At 65.1% G+C, this 17,771-nt stretch carries 11 protein-coding genes and 1 pseudogene; 9 read left to right on the forward strand and 3 right to left on the reverse strand.

Going from position 1 to position 17,771, the window contains the following annotated elements; genetic code table 11:
- Positions 1–275: 275 nt before the first annotated feature.
- From RTW82_RS11900 to RTW82_RS31690, 5 genes and pseudogenes are all read left to right on the forward strand, one after another.
- Positions 276–2,993: a type VI secretion system tip protein VgrG gene (locus RTW82_RS11900; protein WP_316925186.1), complete on the forward strand. Its 2,718-nt coding sequence runs from the start codon at positions 276–278 to the stop codon at positions 2,991–2,993.
- On the forward strand, positions 2,990–4,891 hold the full coding sequence (locus tag RTW82_RS11905; RefSeq protein ID WP_316925187.1) for a phospholipase D-like domain-containing protein: 1,902 nt from the start codon (positions 2,990–2,992) through the stop codon (positions 4,889–4,891). The genes RTW82_RS11900 and RTW82_RS11905 overlap by 4 nt, the downstream gene beginning before the upstream one ends.
- Positions 4,892–5,491: 600 nt before the next feature.
- Positions 5,492–6,178 (forward strand): annotated as a pseudogene (locus RTW82_RS11910) (DUF6396 domain-containing protein).
- Positions 6,179–6,203: 25 nt separating this feature from the next.
- The gene (locus RTW82_RS31685) at positions 6,204–7,475 is read left to right on the forward strand and encodes a DUF6396 domain-containing protein (protein WP_316925188.1); all 1,272 of its coding nucleotides are present in this window, start codon (positions 6,204–6,206) and stop codon (positions 7,473–7,475) included.
- Positions 7,476–7,554: 79 nt separating this feature from the next.
- Positions 7,555–7,911 (forward strand): PAAR domain-containing protein, encoded by a 357-nt coding sequence (locus RTW82_RS31690; RefSeq protein ID WP_316925189.1) that lies wholly within the window; start codon positions 7,555–7,557, stop codon positions 7,909–7,911.
- 191 nt (positions 7,912–8,102) lie between these two features.
- On the opposite strand, the gene RTW82_RS31695 is transcribed toward RTW82_RS31690, so the two are convergent.
- On the reverse strand, positions 8,103–8,975 hold the full coding sequence (locus tag RTW82_RS31695) for a DUF6685 family protein (RefSeq protein ID WP_316925190.1): 873 nt from the start codon (positions 8,973–8,975) through the stop codon (positions 8,103–8,105).
- 148 nt (positions 8,976–9,123) lie between these two features.
- On the opposite strand from RTW82_RS31695, the gene RTW82_RS31700 reads away from it, so the two are divergent.
- Both RTW82_RS31700 and RTW82_RS31705 read left to right on the forward strand, forming a co-directional pair.
- Entirely contained in the window at positions 9,124–9,345 is a 222-nt protein-coding gene (locus tag RTW82_RS31700) for a DUF2835 domain-containing protein (protein WP_184489197.1), read from the forward strand.
- A 53-nt stretch (positions 9,346–9,398) separates the two neighbouring features.
- Positions 9,399–10,424 carry a quinone-dependent dihydroorotate dehydrogenase gene (locus tag RTW82_RS31705; protein ID WP_316925191.1) on the forward strand — a complete coding sequence of 342 codons (1,026 nt, stop codon included), beginning with the start codon at positions 9,399–9,401 and terminating at the stop codon, positions 10,422–10,424.
- 95 nt (positions 10,425–10,519) lie between these two features.
- Here the strand turns inward: RTW82_RS31705 and rmf are convergent, their stop codons facing one another.
- Complete coding sequence (rmf, locus tag RTW82_RS31710) at positions 10,520–10,735, reverse strand: ribosome modulation factor (RefSeq protein ID WP_081672218.1); 216 nt, start codon at positions 10,733–10,735, stop codon at positions 10,520–10,522.
- Positions 10,736–11,164: 429 nt separating this feature from the next.
- Here rmf and rlmKL point away from each other — a divergent pair, with 429 nt between their 5' ends.
- Positions 11,165–13,351: a bifunctional 23S rRNA (guanine(2069)-N(7))-methyltransferase RlmK/23S rRNA (guanine(2445)-N(2))-methyltransferase RlmL gene (gene rlmKL / locus RTW82_RS31715; RefSeq protein WP_316925192.1), complete on the forward strand. Its 2,187-nt coding sequence runs from the start codon at positions 11,165–11,167 to the stop codon at positions 13,349–13,351.
- A 123-nt stretch (positions 13,352–13,474) separates the two neighbouring features.
- Positions 13,475–16,258, forward strand: coding sequence for a diguanylate cyclase (locus RTW82_RS31720; protein WP_316925193.1), 2,784 nt, complete (start codon positions 13,475–13,477; stop codon positions 16,256–16,258).
- Positions 16,259–16,296: 38 nt separating this feature from the next.
- Here the strand turns inward: RTW82_RS31720 and dacB are convergent, their stop codons facing one another.
- Positions 16,297–17,739, reverse strand: coding sequence for a D-alanyl-D-alanine carboxypeptidase/D-alanyl-D-alanine-endopeptidase (dacB, locus tag RTW82_RS31725; RefSeq protein ID WP_316925194.1), 1,443 nt, complete (start codon positions 17,737–17,739; stop codon positions 16,297–16,299).
- Positions 17,740–17,771 lie beyond the last annotated feature (32 nt).

A 17,771-nucleotide genomic window follows, 5' to 3' on the forward strand; every position in this document is an offset into this window, starting at 1 on the left:
GGGGCTTTTTTTGCCTGGTGTTCCCGTAGCCGACCGGGTGGCGCTGACGTCCGGGACGCCGGGCAGCTTGCAAGCTATTGGAGTGATTGGGTTCCTACGGCAGGTCCCGTCATTTCTTCGGAAGCTTCCCGAGCTCTTGGGGGCTTTACCCTATTCCCTGCTCATCAGGGTTTTCAGCCTACTGTCTCGCCCCGGATGCAGGGCTTGGCGGTCTCTCCGAGATACGGTCACGAACCAGCGATGCATACGGGCCATCCCATCGATGAGGCCTCGACATGCTCGCTGAAATCCGCACCTTCTTCGATCACAGCCGCCACCGGCTGTGGGTTCGCGACCTCGACGCCGTGCTCGACGTCCTCGCCTTCCGGGGCGAGGAAGCGCTCAGCCAGCCCTTCGCCTACCGGGTGGAATTCACCTCCACCCAACCTGACCTGCCCGCCGAGCGACTCCTGGGGCAGGGCGCCAGCTTCAGCCTCCTGCCGCCGCCCGTGGCGGTGCCCTTCGCGGGCATGAGCATCCCGCCGGCCCAGCCGCTGCGCACCCTGCACGGCGTGGTCACGGGGTTCCGCAGGCTTTCCGGCTCCAATGACGAAGCCCGCTACGAACTCACCCTGCAACCGCGCCTGGCACTGCTCGGTCGCGGCCGGCAGTACCGCATCTACCAGCACCTCTCGGTGCCCGAGATCGTCGAGCAGATCCTGCGCAGCGACCGCCACCGCTGGGCTGGGCAGGACTTCTTCTTCGACCTCAAGCGCGACTACCCCAAGCGCGAACAGGTCATGCAATACGGCGAAAGCGACCTGGCCTTCATCGGTCGCCTGCTGGCCGAAGTGGGCATCTGGTACCGCTTCACCGCCGACGAGCGCCTGAATATCGATGTCGTCGAATTCCACGACGACCAGCGCAACTACCGGTTCGGCGCGCAGCTGCCCTATCGCCCGCAATCCGGCACCAGCAGCAGCGGGCAGGATTCCGCCTGGGACCTGCAATCGAGCCATGGCGTGGTGGAAAGCAGCCTGCGCATCCGTGCCTACACCCCGCGTGATGCGGCTGCCTACCTCGATGGCGAGCTCGACCCGACCCGCGGCGACCCGACCACCTATGGCGAGGCCTACCACTACGGCGAGCCCTACATTGCGCTGGACGACCCTCACGCCCAGGACGAAGACCTGCAGAGCGAAAGCGGCTACTTCTATRCGCGCCTCGCCCACGAGCGCTACCTCAACGGCCAGACCCGTCTCGCCGGTACCACCAGCAGCGCCGCCCTGGCGCCAGGCCAGGTGCTCAAGGTCGAGGGCGGTGCGCCCGCCGCTTTCGCTCCCGGCGCCGTGATCACCCGCCTGGTCACCACCGCCGCCCGTGACCGCAGCTTCGGGGCGCGCTTCGACGCCATCCCCTACAGCGACAGCGTCTGCTTCCGTTCGCCGCTGCTGCCCAGGCCCGTGATCGCCGGCACCCTCCCGGCCCGCGTCACCAGCGCGCAGGCCGACGACCTCTACAGTCACATCGACCTGGAGGGCCGCTACAAGGTCAACTTCCTCTTCGACCAGGACACCTGGCCCGCCGGCCAGGAGAGCATGTGGTTGCGCCTGGCGCGGCCCTACGCCGGGGACACCTACGGCCTGCACCTGCCGCTGGTCCAGGGCACCGAGGTCGGCATCGCCTTCGAGCACGGTGACCCGGACCGTGGCTTCATCGCCTTCGCCCTGCACGACAGCCGGCACCCCGACCTGGTCACCCTGAAGAACTACAAGCGCAACGTTCTGCGCACCCCTGCCAACAACAAGCTGCGCCTGGACGACACCCGTGGCCGGGAACACATCAAGCTCAGCACCGAGCACAGCGGCAAGAGCCAGCTCAACCTCGGCCACCTGGTGGACGGGCAGCGGCAGAAACGCGGCGAAGGCTTCGAGCTGCGCACCGATGGCAGGGGCGCGCTGCGTTCCGGCAAGGGCATGTTCATCAGTGCCGATGAACAGCCGCGTGCCCAGGGGCAGGTGCTGGCCATGGGGGAGGCCATGGCCCGGCTGCACGAGGCGGGCGAACAGATGGGGGCGCTCTCGGGCGACGCACAGCTCGCCAAGGCCGATCCGGCTGACGTACAGGCGCAACTCGACCTGCTCCGGCAGGACCTGGAGCAGATCAAGTCCGCCGTCCTGCTGCTCAGTGCCCCCAAGGGCATCGCCCTCAGCAGTGGTCACCACCTGCAACTTGCCGCGGAACGGAGCCTGATCGCCAACGCCGGTAAGGACGCGGCCTTGAGCGTGGTGAGGCGGCTGTTCATCGGTGTGGGGGAGGGCGTCAGCCTGTTCGTGCGCAAGCTTGGCCTGAAGCTCATCGCCAACCAGGGCGCGGTGCAGATCCAGGCGCAGAACGACCGCCTGGAACTGCTGGCTCGCCAGGGGCTGGACATCGTCAGCACCGAGGACGAAATCCACATCACCGCCAAGAAGAAGATCGTCCTCAACGCCGGGGGCAGCTACATCAGCCTCGACGCCTGTTCCATCGAATCCGGCACCCAGGGGGACCACCTGATCAAGGCGGCGCATTTCGACTACCAGGGGCCGGCCAGCATGAAAGCCACCCACCCGCAGTACCCGAAGCTCGAGTCGGCACAGCGAGTCAGGTTACGGATATCGCGCACTCCCAATGACCCGCACACCACATGGGCCGGCATGCCATACAGCCTATTTGCCGACGGCGAGATGCTGGAAGAGGGCGTGCTGGACAGGACCGGTTACTTGGCCTTCGACCACCAGGTCATCACCCGGCACTACCAGCTGGAGCTGGCAAACGGCGTGCGTTACGAGATTCCAGTGCCCGAGGATTATCGCAATCCAGAGCAAGGGCATCTGGCCAATCGCGGCTTCCATAACCTTCCCTCCCTGAGCACCGACTCGGAGATTGGTCCCCCTGTACGGCATACYGATCACCGCAACGACTATGCCGCTCTACTGGAGGGTATTACCCAGCGAGAAGAAGAGCAGTCATGACCGTTCGTGAAATCGTTGTTCCGCTTTCGTTGCGGCATACCCAGGACCTGATGTGCACCTCCCCCTGGTTTGTCAGTGACACCGAGTATCGCCCCAGACCTGCAACATACAGACCGCTGATAAATGGTGAGGAAGCCTTCCGCGCCGTTCACGAGGCTATCGCCCGCGCCACCCGATCAGTGGACATCATTTGCTGGGGCTTCCAGCCCTCGATGTACTTCATTCGAGACGGCAGTGCTCCCTGTATTGGCGAACTCCTGATCGCCAAGGCGAAAGACCGGAGAAACCCTGTACGTGTACGCATCCTGGGCTGGGAGATGATCGGTAACACGGCCGGCGTCGCAGGCGAAGCCAACCTGCCGGGCAAGCGTCCACATTTGCGGGCCCGTGCAGGACAAAGTTCAACGGACGAGCAACACGCCTACGATCGGGAGTGGTTCAGCAAGTGCGCCGCGTGGGATGACCAGGCTGCCGTTTGGAATAGGCTGCGTCCGGTATTTGTCAGCCGTGGTTTCGACTTCATGCAGCGGACTGAGATTGCTTACCAGGCCGCGCTGCACAGCCTGGATCCTGAACTGAGCCTGAGCACCATTGGCACGCTGGCGGGGGCTGTCACCCATCACCAGAAGACGGTGCTGGTCGACTATGAAATCCCCGAGCTGGCCGTGGGTTTCGTCATGGGCCACAACATGCTCGACGAGTACTGGGACACCGACCAGCACTCCGCGTGGGGACGTACGTACACCGACAGGCCAGCACCCGACCGGGGCGCGCGGGGGCATCTGCCGCGCCAGGACATTTCCAGCAGAGTGACAGGCCCCATTCTGGCGCATCTGCATCACAACTTCGCCACGGCCTGGCGACGGGAAACCGGAGAGAACCTGTTTGTCACGAGGCAAGCCGCTTCGGTCGCCGAGAAATTGGCACTGTGGGAGAAGGACCCGCTGATCATGGGTCAGTTGCTACGCACCCAGGCCCAGGAGGGCAAACGCGATATCGAGCGTGCCTATCTGCAAGCCATCAACAATGCCACCCAGTTCATCTACATCGAGAACCAGTACTTCCGTTGGCCACCCTTGGCCGATGCCATTCTCCGGGCCGCCAAAGTGCAGACCAACAACGGCCGCGACCCTGGTCTTCACGGCGCYTTGCATCTGTTCGTGATCACCAACGTTACCGATGACGGGATCGGTGCTGGAACCGTCAATACACAGCGCATGCTGGAGCGACTGGGGCGCGAAGAGACGATTCCGGAAGTCACCAAGCTGCGCCGCATCGACCAGGCCAAGCAGCGTGCCGCAGAACTGGAGCCCGCCTGGCATGAGCGAGCCGAGCGCAAGGTTCTGGGGGCGATGGCCTCGCTGTCCGATACCCTGGGCGGCACCCAATTGGGCGACAAGGCCAGAGAGGCCGAGCAGCAGGCCGCCGAAGCGGCACGGCAACGCGCCGCCGATCTCGAGGCGGAGATCGATCAGATCAAAAGAAACCCCGTCAACCGTCCACCGGAGCGCCCCGGTCTCAAGGTGCACGTCTGCTCACTGGTTTCCGGTGACTCGCCRGCCGAYGACTGGGTGCCGGTGTACATCCACTCCAAGTTGATGATCGTCGATGACGTCTTCACCACCCATGGTTCGGCCAATATCAATACCCGCAGCATGCAGGTGGACAGCGAAATGAACATCGCCCACGAGATGGCCCATGTGACCCAGGCCATGCGTCGGCGGCTCTGGAATCTGCATACCGCAGGTAGGGGAGGGCAGGATGATCCGGAGGATGCCTTTAAGGCTTGGGARGAMCKYATCAAGRARAACAAGRRGCGCCAATCARRAARKCTKCCRCCMGAWACYCCWCTSGTGGAATTCCTCTATGACAAACCCAGGCTGAGCAACCTCGACTGATGCGCCTCCTACTGCTGCTTACCTGCTTCTTGATCAGCGCCTGCGACCCWGACGGCGCCGCCACTTCTCCGGAAAAGGAACTCACCGTGGATCCACTCACGCAGATCCGTGCCGACCTGGCCTTTACCTGYACGCAYGAGGCATACCCCRCCYCTACSGCGGACAGCGACCTGCTGTTCAAGTACGCCCGCTGGCTGCAGAAGAACAACCAGCTCGAGGAAAACCCCAACGTGGATGGGCAAGTGGAGCGGCTCTACCGCATTGCCGCCGAGCATGGCCACGCCAAGGCCAATATCAACCTGCAGAACGGTTCCATGCAGGGCACCTTCAGGTTGCGCAGCGCCGAGCATGTGCGGCTGACTGAAGCGCTGATCGAGGCCAAGGTGGCGACGGGATACACCATCATCGCCCTCTCGCTGCAACAGGGTGCCCTGGGRCTGGCAGAGRACAAGGARATGGCGCTGCGGTATTACCGCAAGGCGGCCGATATGGGCAGYGCCACGGCCCAGGCCTATGTGGCCGACAAGCTGGCCCCCATCGATATCGCACCGGATATCGCCCGGCAGATGCGGCACTGTGCAGCGGAGCAAGGGCATGGCGATGCRGCKACRGACCTSGGSGTWGAYYTSRMWKRKGAYRRKCRMTWYCRARAAGCRCTKGARGCYTTTCANWYWGGGKSWKSSSSCGGGNGATGARRSYTCRGCAGGSYKTCTKKRRGAAGSCTTTMGTGGSCCYYCSCCMRCRRAYACYSYCYAYTACCTGGGCCARGAWAWRGACCTCGAACGYGCCGAACGYTACMAGACCATCTGGCGCATTCTCGCCCGATACTCCTACGCGGCCCCCAAAGTCCCCGAGATCAATGAAATCCTCCCGCTGCCTCCTGCCAAGCTGCCGCCCTGGGACGGCAAGCTCCAGTGGCTGGAGGCGCGCAAGGCCAATATCCCGCCGCCCAAGCCCAGCGAGGCGCTGATCAGGCAACTGGCCAGGGACAAGCACCTCGACCCCGCCACCGGGCGGCCAACACCTGAATCGCCCCACTTCGTCTATCTGGATTCGCCGCCCATCTGCGTCAGCGGCGAGCCTTGCCCGCGTGCGGGCTACTGGGCGGCGATGGAGGTGGACTTCTTCTGGATCACCGTGAAAGGCAAGGCCCGCCGGCACTTCAAGGAAGGGGAGGTACTGCCCACACTGATATTGGAGCGACGCACGTCCCGGATATGGCCACTGCCGGAAAAAGTCACCGAAGGCCCGGAGCGGGTGAGATGGAGGATGCTCGGTGAAGCCTAGCGTCTGGCTACCAGGAGTCCTGAGTGTGCTGGCCTGCCTGCTGATCAGCGCCTGCGACCCTGACGGCGCCGCCACTTCTCCGGAAAAGGAACTCACCGTGGATCCACTCACGCAGATCCGTGCCAACCTGGCCTTTACTTGCACGCATGAGGCATACCCCGCCCCTACCGCGGACAGCGACCTGTTGTTCAAGTACGCCCGCTGGCTGCAGAAGAACAACCAGCTCGAGGAAAACCCCAGCGTGGATGGGCAAGTGGAGCGGCTCTACCGCATTGCCGCAGAGCATGGCCACGCCAAGGCCAATATCAACCTGCAGAACGGTTCCATGCAGGGCACCTTCAGGTTGCGCAGCGCCGAGCATGTGCGGCTGACCGAAGCGCTGATCGAGGCCAAGGTGGCGACGGGCTACACCATCATCGCCCTCTCGCTGCAACAGGGTGCCCTGGGATTGGTAGAGGACAAGGAGATGGCGCTGCGGTATTACCGCAAGGCGGCCGATATGGGCAGCGCCACGGCCCAGGCCTATGTGGCCGACAAACTGGCCCCCATCGATATCGCACCGGATATCGCCCGGCAGATGCGGCGCTGTGCGGCGGAGCAGGGGCATGGAAGAGCGGCTAGAGCGCTTGGTGTTCATCTATCAATGGCGGGCAATTATCAAGAAGCCATATCGGCCTTTCAGTTGGGAATCGCTGCTGGTGATGAAACCTCTGCAAGCTACTTGAGTCGTGGCTTCCTTGGGGCTGATTCGACAGACGATATGAATTATCTGGGCCAAGAGAAAGACCTCGAACGTGCCGAACGCTACAAAGCCATCTGGAGCATCCTTGCGGACTACTCCTACGCCTCCCCCAAAGTCCCCGAGATCAACGAAATCCTCCCGCTGCCTCCTGCCAAGCTGCCGCCCTGGGACGGCAAGCTTCAGTGGCTGGAGGAGCGCAAGGCCAATATCCCGCCGCCCAAGCCCAGCGAGGCGCTGATCAGCCAACTGGCCAGGGACAAGCACCTCGACCCCGCCACCGGCCGGCCAACACCCGAGTCGCCTCACTTCGTCTACCTGGACTCGTCACTCATCTGCGTCAGCGGGGAGCCTTGCCCGCGTGCCGGCTACTGGGCGGCGATGAGTGTGGATTTCTTCTGGATCACCGTGAAAGGCAAGGTCCGCCGTCATTTCAAGGAGGGGGAGATCTTGCCCACGCTGACCCTGGAGCAACGCACACCCCGCCTATGGCCGCTGCCGGAGAAGGTCACCTTAGGGCCGGAGCCGGTCAGGTGGAAGATGCTCGGTGAAGCCTAGAGCTTGGGGGCGGGTTGTCCTGTGCCTGCTGCTGGCGGCCTGCGGTGGCCATGGACTCAAACTGAAAAAGGACACCGCCGTGGACCCAATTCCCCAGATCCGCGCAAGTCATTTTTTGATGGCTAATGTAGGGGGGGCCAATTTCAATGAGTTTGGTCGCGAGGTATGCCCAATGAAAGGAGTCATCCGAGTGGGTGACAAGACCACTGGCGGCGGCGTAGTTGCTTCCGGCTCTGCTGTCATGAAGTTTCATGGAATTGGTGTGGCGCGTATGGGTGATACCGTCAGTTGTGCAATTCCCGGACATGGCCCGACGGTTATCGCCGAGGGGCATCCAGTATTCAGCGACCACGGTGTACCGGTTGCCTTCCATGGCCATCGTTGTGCCTGCGGTTGCGTGCTTCTGACCTCGCTGCCCCAGGCGACTGCGAGCTGAGTATGCCGGCCGAACGAGACAAGACGCCTGCTGCCATGGATAAGCCATCAGCGCCTCTCCACCGACTGCGGGGACTACCGAGTCAGCGATAGGTCTGCCAGTGGGAACTTCATCGACAAAGGACGGTTCGTGACGAACTGTGGGCTGATCGGTTTGCTGCCTCGGTGAGATCGGTTGCTTGTGAGGCAGAATCAGCTCAGGGACGCGAGGTAGCGCACCACATCGGCGGCGCCGGCCAGGCGCAGGCCTTCGCCCAGGGCGGTGGCCTCGGGGTGGTCCTTGGGCAGCAAAAGGAATTCGGGGGCGCCGCTGTTCTTCAGCAGCGACAGGCGCGAGTAGGGGATGCCGCCGTCCAGCAGCAGGCCCATGAAGGCCGGATCGCTCCAGGCCTGCACCGGCATGGCCAGGACGTGGTAGTGGGTGTCCAGATCGGCGAGGCCGGCCGGGTTGAGGCGGTAGGTGGTGAGTTCGGCCGGTAGGGCCACTTCCAGCTCCCGCCGGCGCGCATAGGCGATGGCGCTGGCGAAGGCCTCCAGGTGATGGGTGCCGCTCCAGAACACCCGTTTGCCATGCCAGCTGGACTGGCACAGGGCTATGCGCTCACCGGCGAGGAAGCGCGGCAGCGGCAGGCTGATGGCCTTGACGAAGTCCTTGTAGCTGATGATGCGCACGCTGCGGCAGGCCGGCGTGGCGGCGAAGGCTTCGAAGCTGGGGCTGGGTGCTGCCACACAGTCGCTGCCGCAGAACCCATCGATCAGGCGCAGGTCGAAATTGGCGAGCTCGCGCGGCTCCACTTCCACCACCCGGACCAACACCGCATGGGCCTGGGCCTTGTCCTCCTGCACCGGCCCGGAGAGGGCGTTGCGGGGGAGGTCGACCAGGCGTTGCAGGGGCGGCGCGTTCTGCCACCAGATATCGGCCTGCGGGGGTGGCAATTGCTGGAAGGGCAATCGCAGCTGGCTGGCGCTTTCCAGCAGGCGCGGCGCACGTCCTCCCAGGCCAAGGCGCTGCGCGAGGGCAGCCAGGCGTGAGGAAAGAGAGGATGGGGACGACTGCGAACTCATGGCCAGACTAGGACTCCCGGGTCACGAGTGCCAGTGTGGCAGAGGTCGGGCGAGGCTGCACGGCTTTGCCCGCCGATGCGCTGAAACCTGGCGTCGCCAGGGGCTGCGGAACGATACTGGTGTTGATATCAACCAAGAGGATGCCTCCATGCCCAGCCTGGTGCTGGATATTTCCCTGAGTGCCGAGCGCTTTCTTGCGGTCTACCAGGGCCACGCCAACCGAGTGATGTTGCGCAGCCGCGACGGGCGCAAGGTTAGCTTGCCTGCGCATCATTTGCGGCCTTTTCTGACCCATGATGGCATTCATGGTTCATTCGAGCTGGAGTTCGACCCCGGCGGCTCGCTGTTGGCGCTACGCCGCCTCGCCTGAGCCGGGGCTGGCGGCTATAATCGCCGGCCCATCCCGCCGATCGATACCCGCCCATGTACACCCTGGCCCGCGAGCTGCTGTTCAAACTGTCCCCGGAAACCTCCCACGAGCTGTCCATCGACCTGATCGGCGCCGGGGGGCGCCTGGGCCTCAACGGCTTGCTGACCAAGGCGCCGGCCAGCCTGCCGGTGAAGGTCATGGGGCTGGAGTTCCCCAATCCCGTCGGCCTGGCCGCTGGCCTGGACAAGAACGGCGATGCCATCGACGGCTTCGCCCAGTTGGGCTTCGGTTTCGTCGAGATCGGTACCGTGACGCCGCGCCCGCAGCCGGGCAACCCCAAGCCGCGTCTCTTCCGCCTGCCCGAGGCCGAGGCGATCATCAATCGCATGGGCTTCAACAACCATGGCGTCGATCACCTGCTGGCACGGGTTCGCGCGGCGAAGTTCAAGGGCGTGCTGGGCATCAATATCGGCAAGAACTTCGACACCCCGGTCGAGCGCGCGGTGGACGACTACCTGATCTGCCTGGACAAGGTCTACGCCGATGCCAGCTACGTGACGGTCAACGTCAGCTCGCCCAACACCCCCGGCCTGCGCAGCCTGCAGTTCGGTGATTCGCTCAAGCAGTTGCTCGAAGCCCTGCGCCAGCGCCAGGAAGACCTCGCCGTGCGGCACGGCCGCCGCGTGCCCCTGGCGATCAAGATCGCCCCGGACATGAGCGACGAGGAAACCGTGCTGGTGGCCGCTGCACTGGTCGAGTCGGGCATGGATGCGGTGATCGCCACCAACACCACCCTGGGTCGCGAAGGCGTCGAGGGGCTGGAGTACGGTGACGAGGCTGGCGGCCTGTCCGGTGCGCCGGTGCGCGATAAGAGCACCCATACCGTTCGCGTCCTGGCCGGCGAGCTGGCCGGGCGCCTGCCGATCATCGCCGTGGGCGGCATCACCGAAGGCCGTCACGCGGCCGAGAAGATAGCCGCTGGGGCGAGCCTGGTGCAGATCTATTCGGGCTTCATCTACAAGGGCCCGGCGCTGATCCGCGAAGCGGTGGATGCCATCGCCGCGCTGCCCAAGGCCTGAATCGCGGGCAATAAAAAGGGCTCCCTTAGGGAGCCCCTGGGCTTGCGCCCGCCGCCCGGATGGGGCGTGCTTGGTGAAGTCGGTGTGATCCAGTGTCAGCCGACGGCGTGGAGTTCGTTGAGTCGATGAATGCCGGCAGTGCCGGTAAAGCCATCCCAGTGGTCGCCGCGACCTTCACGCCAGCCGTTTATCCAGGCTTGGCGAGTGGTGGGATGGGTAAAAGGACAGAGATCGCGGGATTTGCCATGAATGCCGTGCTGATAACCGCGCAGAAATGCTCGTTCCATCGGATCACGCTTAAGTCTTCTCATAGGGTGTAGCCCTCATTTGTTGACTGTTATGTCCATTGGCCCCAAGTCGGGAACCCGGCAGAGAATGCTCTGCCACTGAAGAACGGCTGCCGGCGTTACCGTTCTCCTTCCGCTACCGTTGCGGCAGCGGATAACTGAGTTCTAACCGTTGCTCCGGGGCATTGGAATGATCGTTTTGTCATAAGGACGTAACGAGAATGGGTTCCGGACCATAAGCTGTAAGAGCCTGTCACGCGTGCGAACAGGCTCAGCCCCGATGGAATGGGGCCTTGAGAAACCCATGATGTCGCGGTGCTATGGGCCCGCGCGGATGAGAATGGGAATTTTCCTATCCGACGAAGGGCCGTTCTGCGACCTTTAGTCACATATTTTATGACCGCACGGAGATGAATCCGTGCCGCTGATCAGCCGCAAGGCACTGGAACTACCATGTCGGATGTTTTCGAACTCTTCCTCACCTGCCCGAAAAGCCTGGAGGGCCTGTTGCTGGAAGAGGCCACCTCGCTGGGCCTCGTCGAGGCGCGCGAGCAGGTGGCCGCTATCCGTGGCCAGGGCGATCTGGAAACCGCCTACCGCCTGTGCCTCTGGTCGCGCCTGGCCAACCGCGTGCTGCTGGTGCTCAAGCGCTTCCCGGTGCAGAACGCCGAAGACCTCTACCAGGGCGTGCTCGACGTTGACTGGCACGACCACCTGTCGCCCACCGGCAGCCTGGCGGTGGAATTCAGCGGCCACGGTTCGGGCATCGACAACACCCACTTCGGTGCCCTCAAGGTCAAGGACGCCATCGTCGACAAGCTGCGCACCGCCAGCGGCGAGCGCCCGTCCATCGACAAGGTCAACCCGGACCTGCGCATCCACCTGCGCCTGGACAAGGGCGAGGCGATCCTTTCCCTCGACCTCGCCGGCCACAGCCTGCACCAGCGCGGCTACCGTCTGCAGCAGGGCGCCGCGCCGCTGAAGGAAAACCTGGCCGCCGCCATCCTGCTGCGTGCCGGCTGGCCGCGTATCGCCGCCGAAGGCGGCGCGCTGGCCGACCCCATGTGCGGTGTCGGCACCTTCCTGGTGGAGGCGGCGATGATGGCCGCCGATATCGCCCCCAACCTCAAGCGCGAGCGCTGGGGCTTCTCCAACTGGCAGGGCCATGTGCCGGCGATCTGGAAGAAGCTCCACGAGGAGGCCCAGGCCCGCGCCGATGCCGGCCTGGCCCGCCCGCCGCTGTGGATCCGTGGCTACGAGGCCGACCCGCGGCTGATCCAGCCCGGGCGCAACAACATCGAGCGTGCGGGGCTGTCCGACTGGGTGAAGATCTACCAGGGCGAGCTGGCCACCTTCGAGCCGCGCCCCGACCAGAACCAGAAGGGCCTGGTCATCAGCAACCCCCCGTATGGCGAGCGCCTGGGCGACGAGGCCAGCCTGCTTTACCTCTACCAGAACCTTGGCGAGCGCCTGCGCCAGTCCTGCCTGAACTGGGAAGCGGCGGTGTTCACCGGCGCACCCGAGCTGGGCAAGCGCATGGGCCTGCGCAGCCATAAGCAGTACGCCTTCTGGAACGGCGCGCTGCCGTGCAAGCTGCTGCTGATCAAGGTGCTGCCCGACCAGTTCGTCACCGGTTCGCGCCGCCAGGACGCCGCTGCCGAGCCCCAGGCCGGTGCTGCGCCCGTGGTGGAGCAGGCGCGCCTCTCCGAAGGCGGGCAGATGTTCGCCAACCGCCTGCAGAAGAACCTCAAGCAGCTGGGCAAGTGGGCCAAGCGCGAAGGCGTGCAGTGCTACCGCCTGTATGACGCCGACATGCCCGAGTACGCCCTGGCCATCGACCTCTATGGCGACTGGGTGCACGTGCAGGAATACGCCGCGCCGCGCTCCATTGACCCGGAGAAGGCCCAGGGCCGTCTGCTCGATGCCCTTGCCGCGATTCCCCAGGCACTGGGCATCGACCAGTCGCGCGTGGTGGTCAAGCGCCGTGAGCGCCAGAGCGGCACCCGCCAGTACGAACGCCAGGCGACCCAGGGCCAGTTCATGGAGGTCAGCGAGGGTGGCGTGAAGCTGCTGGTCAACCTCACCGACTACCTCGACACCGGCCTGTTCCTCGACCACCGCGCCATGCGCTTGCGCATCCAGCGCGAGGCCGCCGGCAAGCGCTTCCTCAACCTGTTCTGCTACACCGCAACCGCCAGCGTGCATGCGGCCAAGGGCGGTGCCCGCAGCACCACCAGCGTCGACCTGTCGCGCACCTACCTCGACTGGGCGCGGCGCAACCTCTCCCTCAACGGCTTCTCCGACAAGCAGAAGCTGGAGCAGGGCGACGTGATGGCCTGGCTGGCGGAGGACCGTGGCGAGTACGAGCTGATCTTCATCGACCCGCCGACCTTCTCCAACTCCAAGCGCATGGAAGGGGTGTTCGACGTACAGCGCGACCATGTGCAGTTGCTGGACCTGGCCATGGCCCGCCTGGCGCCGGGCGGGGTGCTGTACTTCTCCAACAACTTCCGCAAGTTCCAGCTGGATGAAAGCCTCGACCAGCGCTACCAGGTGAGCGAGATCAGCGCCGAAACCATCGACCCGGATTTCGCCCGCAACCAGAAGATCCACCGCGCCTGGAAATTCACCGCGCGCTGAGCTGCGCTGCCGTCCGTCAGCCAGGGCAGGGGCGGCAGGGTTTTGTCTAGGCAAAGTGCCAGTATGTTGGCTAAATTTGTGATCACAGGGGCCGTCCTCATCACTTAGCTCCGAGATGTAAGCATGCTGTCGCTTGCCCTGGGAAAGTCGTCCCTGCACTCCCGCCTGACCGGCCGCAGCCTGCTCTGGCTGGCCTGCTTGCTGGTGATCTCCGGCGGCCTCAGCCTGACCATGCTGCTGGCCAGCCTGGTGCACGACTCCGAGCGTAACCAGCTGCGTGAGCGCTTCTCGCAGATCGCCACCGAACGCCTCAGCCGCATCCAGGAACGCTTCGGCGACCAGTTGAAGGAGCTGGACGCCCTGCAGCGCTTCTTCCTCAATTCCCAGACAGTAAGCCGTGACGAATTCCAGGGCTTCGTCGAGCCGCTGCTGGACGACACCCTGGCCTATTCCTGGGTGCCCTGGGTGGCGCGCAGCGAGCGCCCCGTGTTCGAGGAGGAGGCCCGCGTGGATGGGCTCAGGCGCTTCCGCTTCCATGACCTGGACAAGGACGGCACCGCCCAGGCCAGCCCCGAGCGCGACCACTACCTGCCGGTGTTCTACAGCGTGTCCGGGCTCGCCGGGCGCTTGCCCCTGGGGCTGGACCTGAGTTCGCAGCCCGAGCGTGCAGCCTTGCTGGACAAGGCCCGCGCCGGGCACCAGGCCGTCGCCTCCGATGCCCTGACGCTGATTGGTGTGCCTGGGGCCGACGCCCGGGGCATTCTCATGGCGGTACCGGTGTTCAACCCGGCCGCCACCGAGGGGCACGCGTTGCGCGGCTTCGTCCTTGGTGTGATCAGCCTGCGCCGGGAAATGGAGCAGGGCATCCCCGACGAGGTGCTCGGCAGCCTGGCCATGCGCCTGATCGATGTCACCGAGGAAGACGACCCGCAAGCGCTCTACCTGAGCAAGGCCGAGGACGATGATTCGGGCCTGCTGATCACCCGTTCCTTTGCCTTCGCCGACCGCACCTACCGCCTGGAGCTGCGCCCCAGTGAAGGCTTCGCCATGGCCAACCGTTCATCCGCCTGGCACCTGGTGATCGCCACCGGCGGCCTGATCACCCTGCTCATGGCGGCCTACCTGATGCTGTTGATCAGCCAGCGTCAACGCGCCCTGCGCCTGGTGGCCGAGCGCACCCGCGAGCTGCGCGAGCGCGAGCTCGACCTCAAGCTCAGCGAGGAGCGCTGGGCCTTCGCCCTGGACAGCGCCGGCCACGGTGTATGGGATTGGGAGATCGCCTCCGACACGGTGTACTACTCCCGTGCCTGGAAGGGCATGCTCGGCTATGACGTGGACGAGGTGCCCGACGAGCCGGAGCTGTGCCTGCGCCTGCAACACCCCGACGATGCGCCAGCGGTGGATGCCGCCCTGCAGCGTCACCTGCGCGGCGAGACGCCGATCTACCAGAGCGAGCACCGCATGCAGCGCAAGGGCGGTGCCTGGGTGTGGGTGCTCGACCGCGGCAAGGTGGTGGAGTGGAACCCCGATGGCTCGCCCCTACGGATGATCGGCACCCAGACCGATATCAGCGCCAGCAAGGCCGCCGAGCTGCAGCTGGCGCTGGCCCACGGGCAGTTGCGTGGGGTGCTGGACGCGGCCACTCAGGTGTCGATCATCGCCACCGACCTCGATGGTTTCGTCCTTCAGTTCAACGTCGGCGCCGAACGCATGCTCGGCTACAGCGCCGCGGAGATGGTCGGCAAGCGCCCGCGCATGCTGCACCTGGAGGCGGAGATCCAGGCCCGCTGCGAGGCCCTGTCGAAGCGGCTGTCGCGGCCCATCCGCGACTTCCACCACTATGTGGTCGAGGTCACCGCCGGTGATTGCTACGACGAACACGAGTGGACCTACGTGCGCAAGGACGGTGGCCACCTTACCGGCAACCTCATCCTCACCGGCGTGCGCGACCAGCACGACCAACTGGTGGGCTACCTCGGCGTGGCCATCGACGTGACCGACCGCAAGCGCGTGCAGGAGGCCCTGGAGGACCGCGACCGCTTGCTGCAGAAACTCAGCGCGCGGGTGCCGGGCGCCATCTACCAGTACCAGCTGTACCCCGATGGCCGGCATCGCTTCCCTTATGTCAGTGCCGGGGTGAGCGACATCCTCGAGGTCGAGCCCGAGCAGGTGAACGGAGATGCTTCCCAGGCCTTCACCCGCTTGCACCCGGAGGACCTGGAGCGGATCTACGCCAGCATCCTGCATTCCGCCGCCGTCATGCAGACCTGGCGCGAGGACTTCCGCGTGCTGCTGCCGCGCCAGGGCCTGCGCTGGCTGCGCGGCGAGTCGGAGCCCGAGCGCATGGCCGATGGCAGCGTGCTGTGGCACGGCTATATCTCCGATGTCACCGGACACAAGCTGGTGGAGCAGGAGCTGCGGGCACTGTCCATCACCGACGCCTTGACCGGCGTGTTCAACCGTCGCCATTTCCAGGAGCGCCTGGATGCGGAGATCGCCAGGGCATTGCGCAGCGAGGGCCCGTTCTCGCTGGTGATGCTGGATATCGATCACTTCAAGCTGGTGAACGACCAGCATGGCCACGAGGCGGGCGACCGGGTGCTCAAGCAACTGTGCCAGCGCATTGGCCAGCGGCTGCGGCGCATCGACGTGCTGTGCCGGCTGGGCGGCGAGGAATTCATCGTGCTCTGCCCGGAGACCAACCTGGAGCAGGCGCGATCATTGGCCGAAGCGCTGTTGCAGGGCATGCGCCGGGATGAGGTGGCGGGCGTCGGCCACGTCACCGCCAGCTTCGGCTGTGCCTGCTGGCGTGATGGCGAGACCGCCGATGCACTGCTGCGGCGGGTGGATACGGCGGCCTATTCCGCCAAGCAGGGCGGCCGCGACCAGGTGTGCTGCGCCGAGTGAGAGACGGGGGCGTCGGCGCCCCCGTCAAGGGTGCGGGATCAGCGGCGCGGCTGGTTGTAGAGGTCCAGCAGCACCTGATCGAGGATCGAGGAGGCGCCCCACGGACGCTGGTCGTTGAGGATCGCCACCACCGCCCAGGTGTTGCCGTTGTCGTCGCGGCTGAAACCGGCGATTGCACGCACCGTGTTCAGGGTGCCGGTCTTGATATGCGCTTCGCCTGCCATGGGCGTGCGGCGCAGGCGCTTGCGCATGGTGCCGTCCATCGCCACCAGCGGCAGGGACGCGATGTACTCCGCGGCGTAGGGGCTCTGCCAGGCGGCATGCAGGATGGTCGCCATCTCCCGCGCGCTGACCCGCTCCTGGCGCGACAGGCCGGAACCGTTCTCCATCACCAGGTGCGGCGCGGTGATGCCCTTCTTCGCCAGCCAGGCGCGGATCACCCGTTGCGCGGCCTTGGCATCGTCGCCGTCGGCCTCGTTGCGGAACTGCGCGCCGATGCTGAGGAACAGCTGCTGCGCCATGGTGTTGTTGCTGTACTTGTTGATGTCGCGAATGATCTCCACCAGGTCCGGGGAGAAGGCCCGCGCCAGCAGCTTGGCATCCTTGGGCACGCCGGCGAGGCGGTCCTTGCCGAGGATGCTGCCGCCCAGTTCCTTCCAGATCGCCCGCACCGCGCCGGCGGCATAGCCCGGGTGGTCGAGCAGCGACAGGTAGGTCTGCGCGCTGCAGCCTTCGGGCAGGCTGCCGCTGGCGATCACCGTGGTGCCGTCGAACTGGGTCACCGGGTTGTAGCGCACGTCGGGCCAGGCAGGGCAGGGCGCGGCCTTGGTCACCTTCACCTGGTTGTCGATGCGGATGCTCTCGATGGGCGGCTCGGCGGCGATGCTGGCGCGGCCGCCGTCGGCGCGGGCGATGAAGCGCAAGGCCTTGAGGTTGACCAGCAGGGAGTCCGGGCCGACCAGGAAGGGCTTGTTCTCGTCGCCGCCGTCGTCATTGAAAGCCGGTAGTTGCGGGTGCACGAAGCGGCTGCGGTCGAGCACCAGGTCGCCGGTGATCTTCAGCACGCCATTGGCGCGCAGGTCACGCATCAGCAGCCAGAGCTTCTCCATGTTCAGCTTCGGGTCACCGCCACCCTTGAGGTAGAGGTTGCCGTGGAGCACGCCGTCCTTGACGGTGCCATCGGTGAAGAACTCGGTCTTCCACTGATAGGTGGGGCCGAGCAGCTCGAGGGCGGCGTAGGTGGTGATCAGCTTCATGGTGGAAGCCGGGTTCACCGACACATCGGCGTTGAAGATGGTCTGCGCGCCGGGGCCGGTCAGGGGCAGGGTCACCAGCGAGAGGGAGTTCTGCGGGATCTTGTTCTTCTTCAGCGCCTGCTGGACCTTGGCCGGTACGTTGGCGTTGACCTGAACGGCGAAGGCCGGTTGGGCGAAGGGGAGAATGAGGCCGGTGAGGGCGAGGATACGAATGGACTTGAACATCAACGAATGCCCTCCGCACGAGGGCGAGTAAC

Origin of the sequence: Pseudomonas sp. zfem005 (genome assembly GCF_032621735.1) — a bacterium.
Classification (GTDB): Bacteria; Pseudomonadota; Gammaproteobacteria; order Pseudomonadales; family Pseudomonadaceae; genus Metapseudomonas; species Metapseudomonas solani.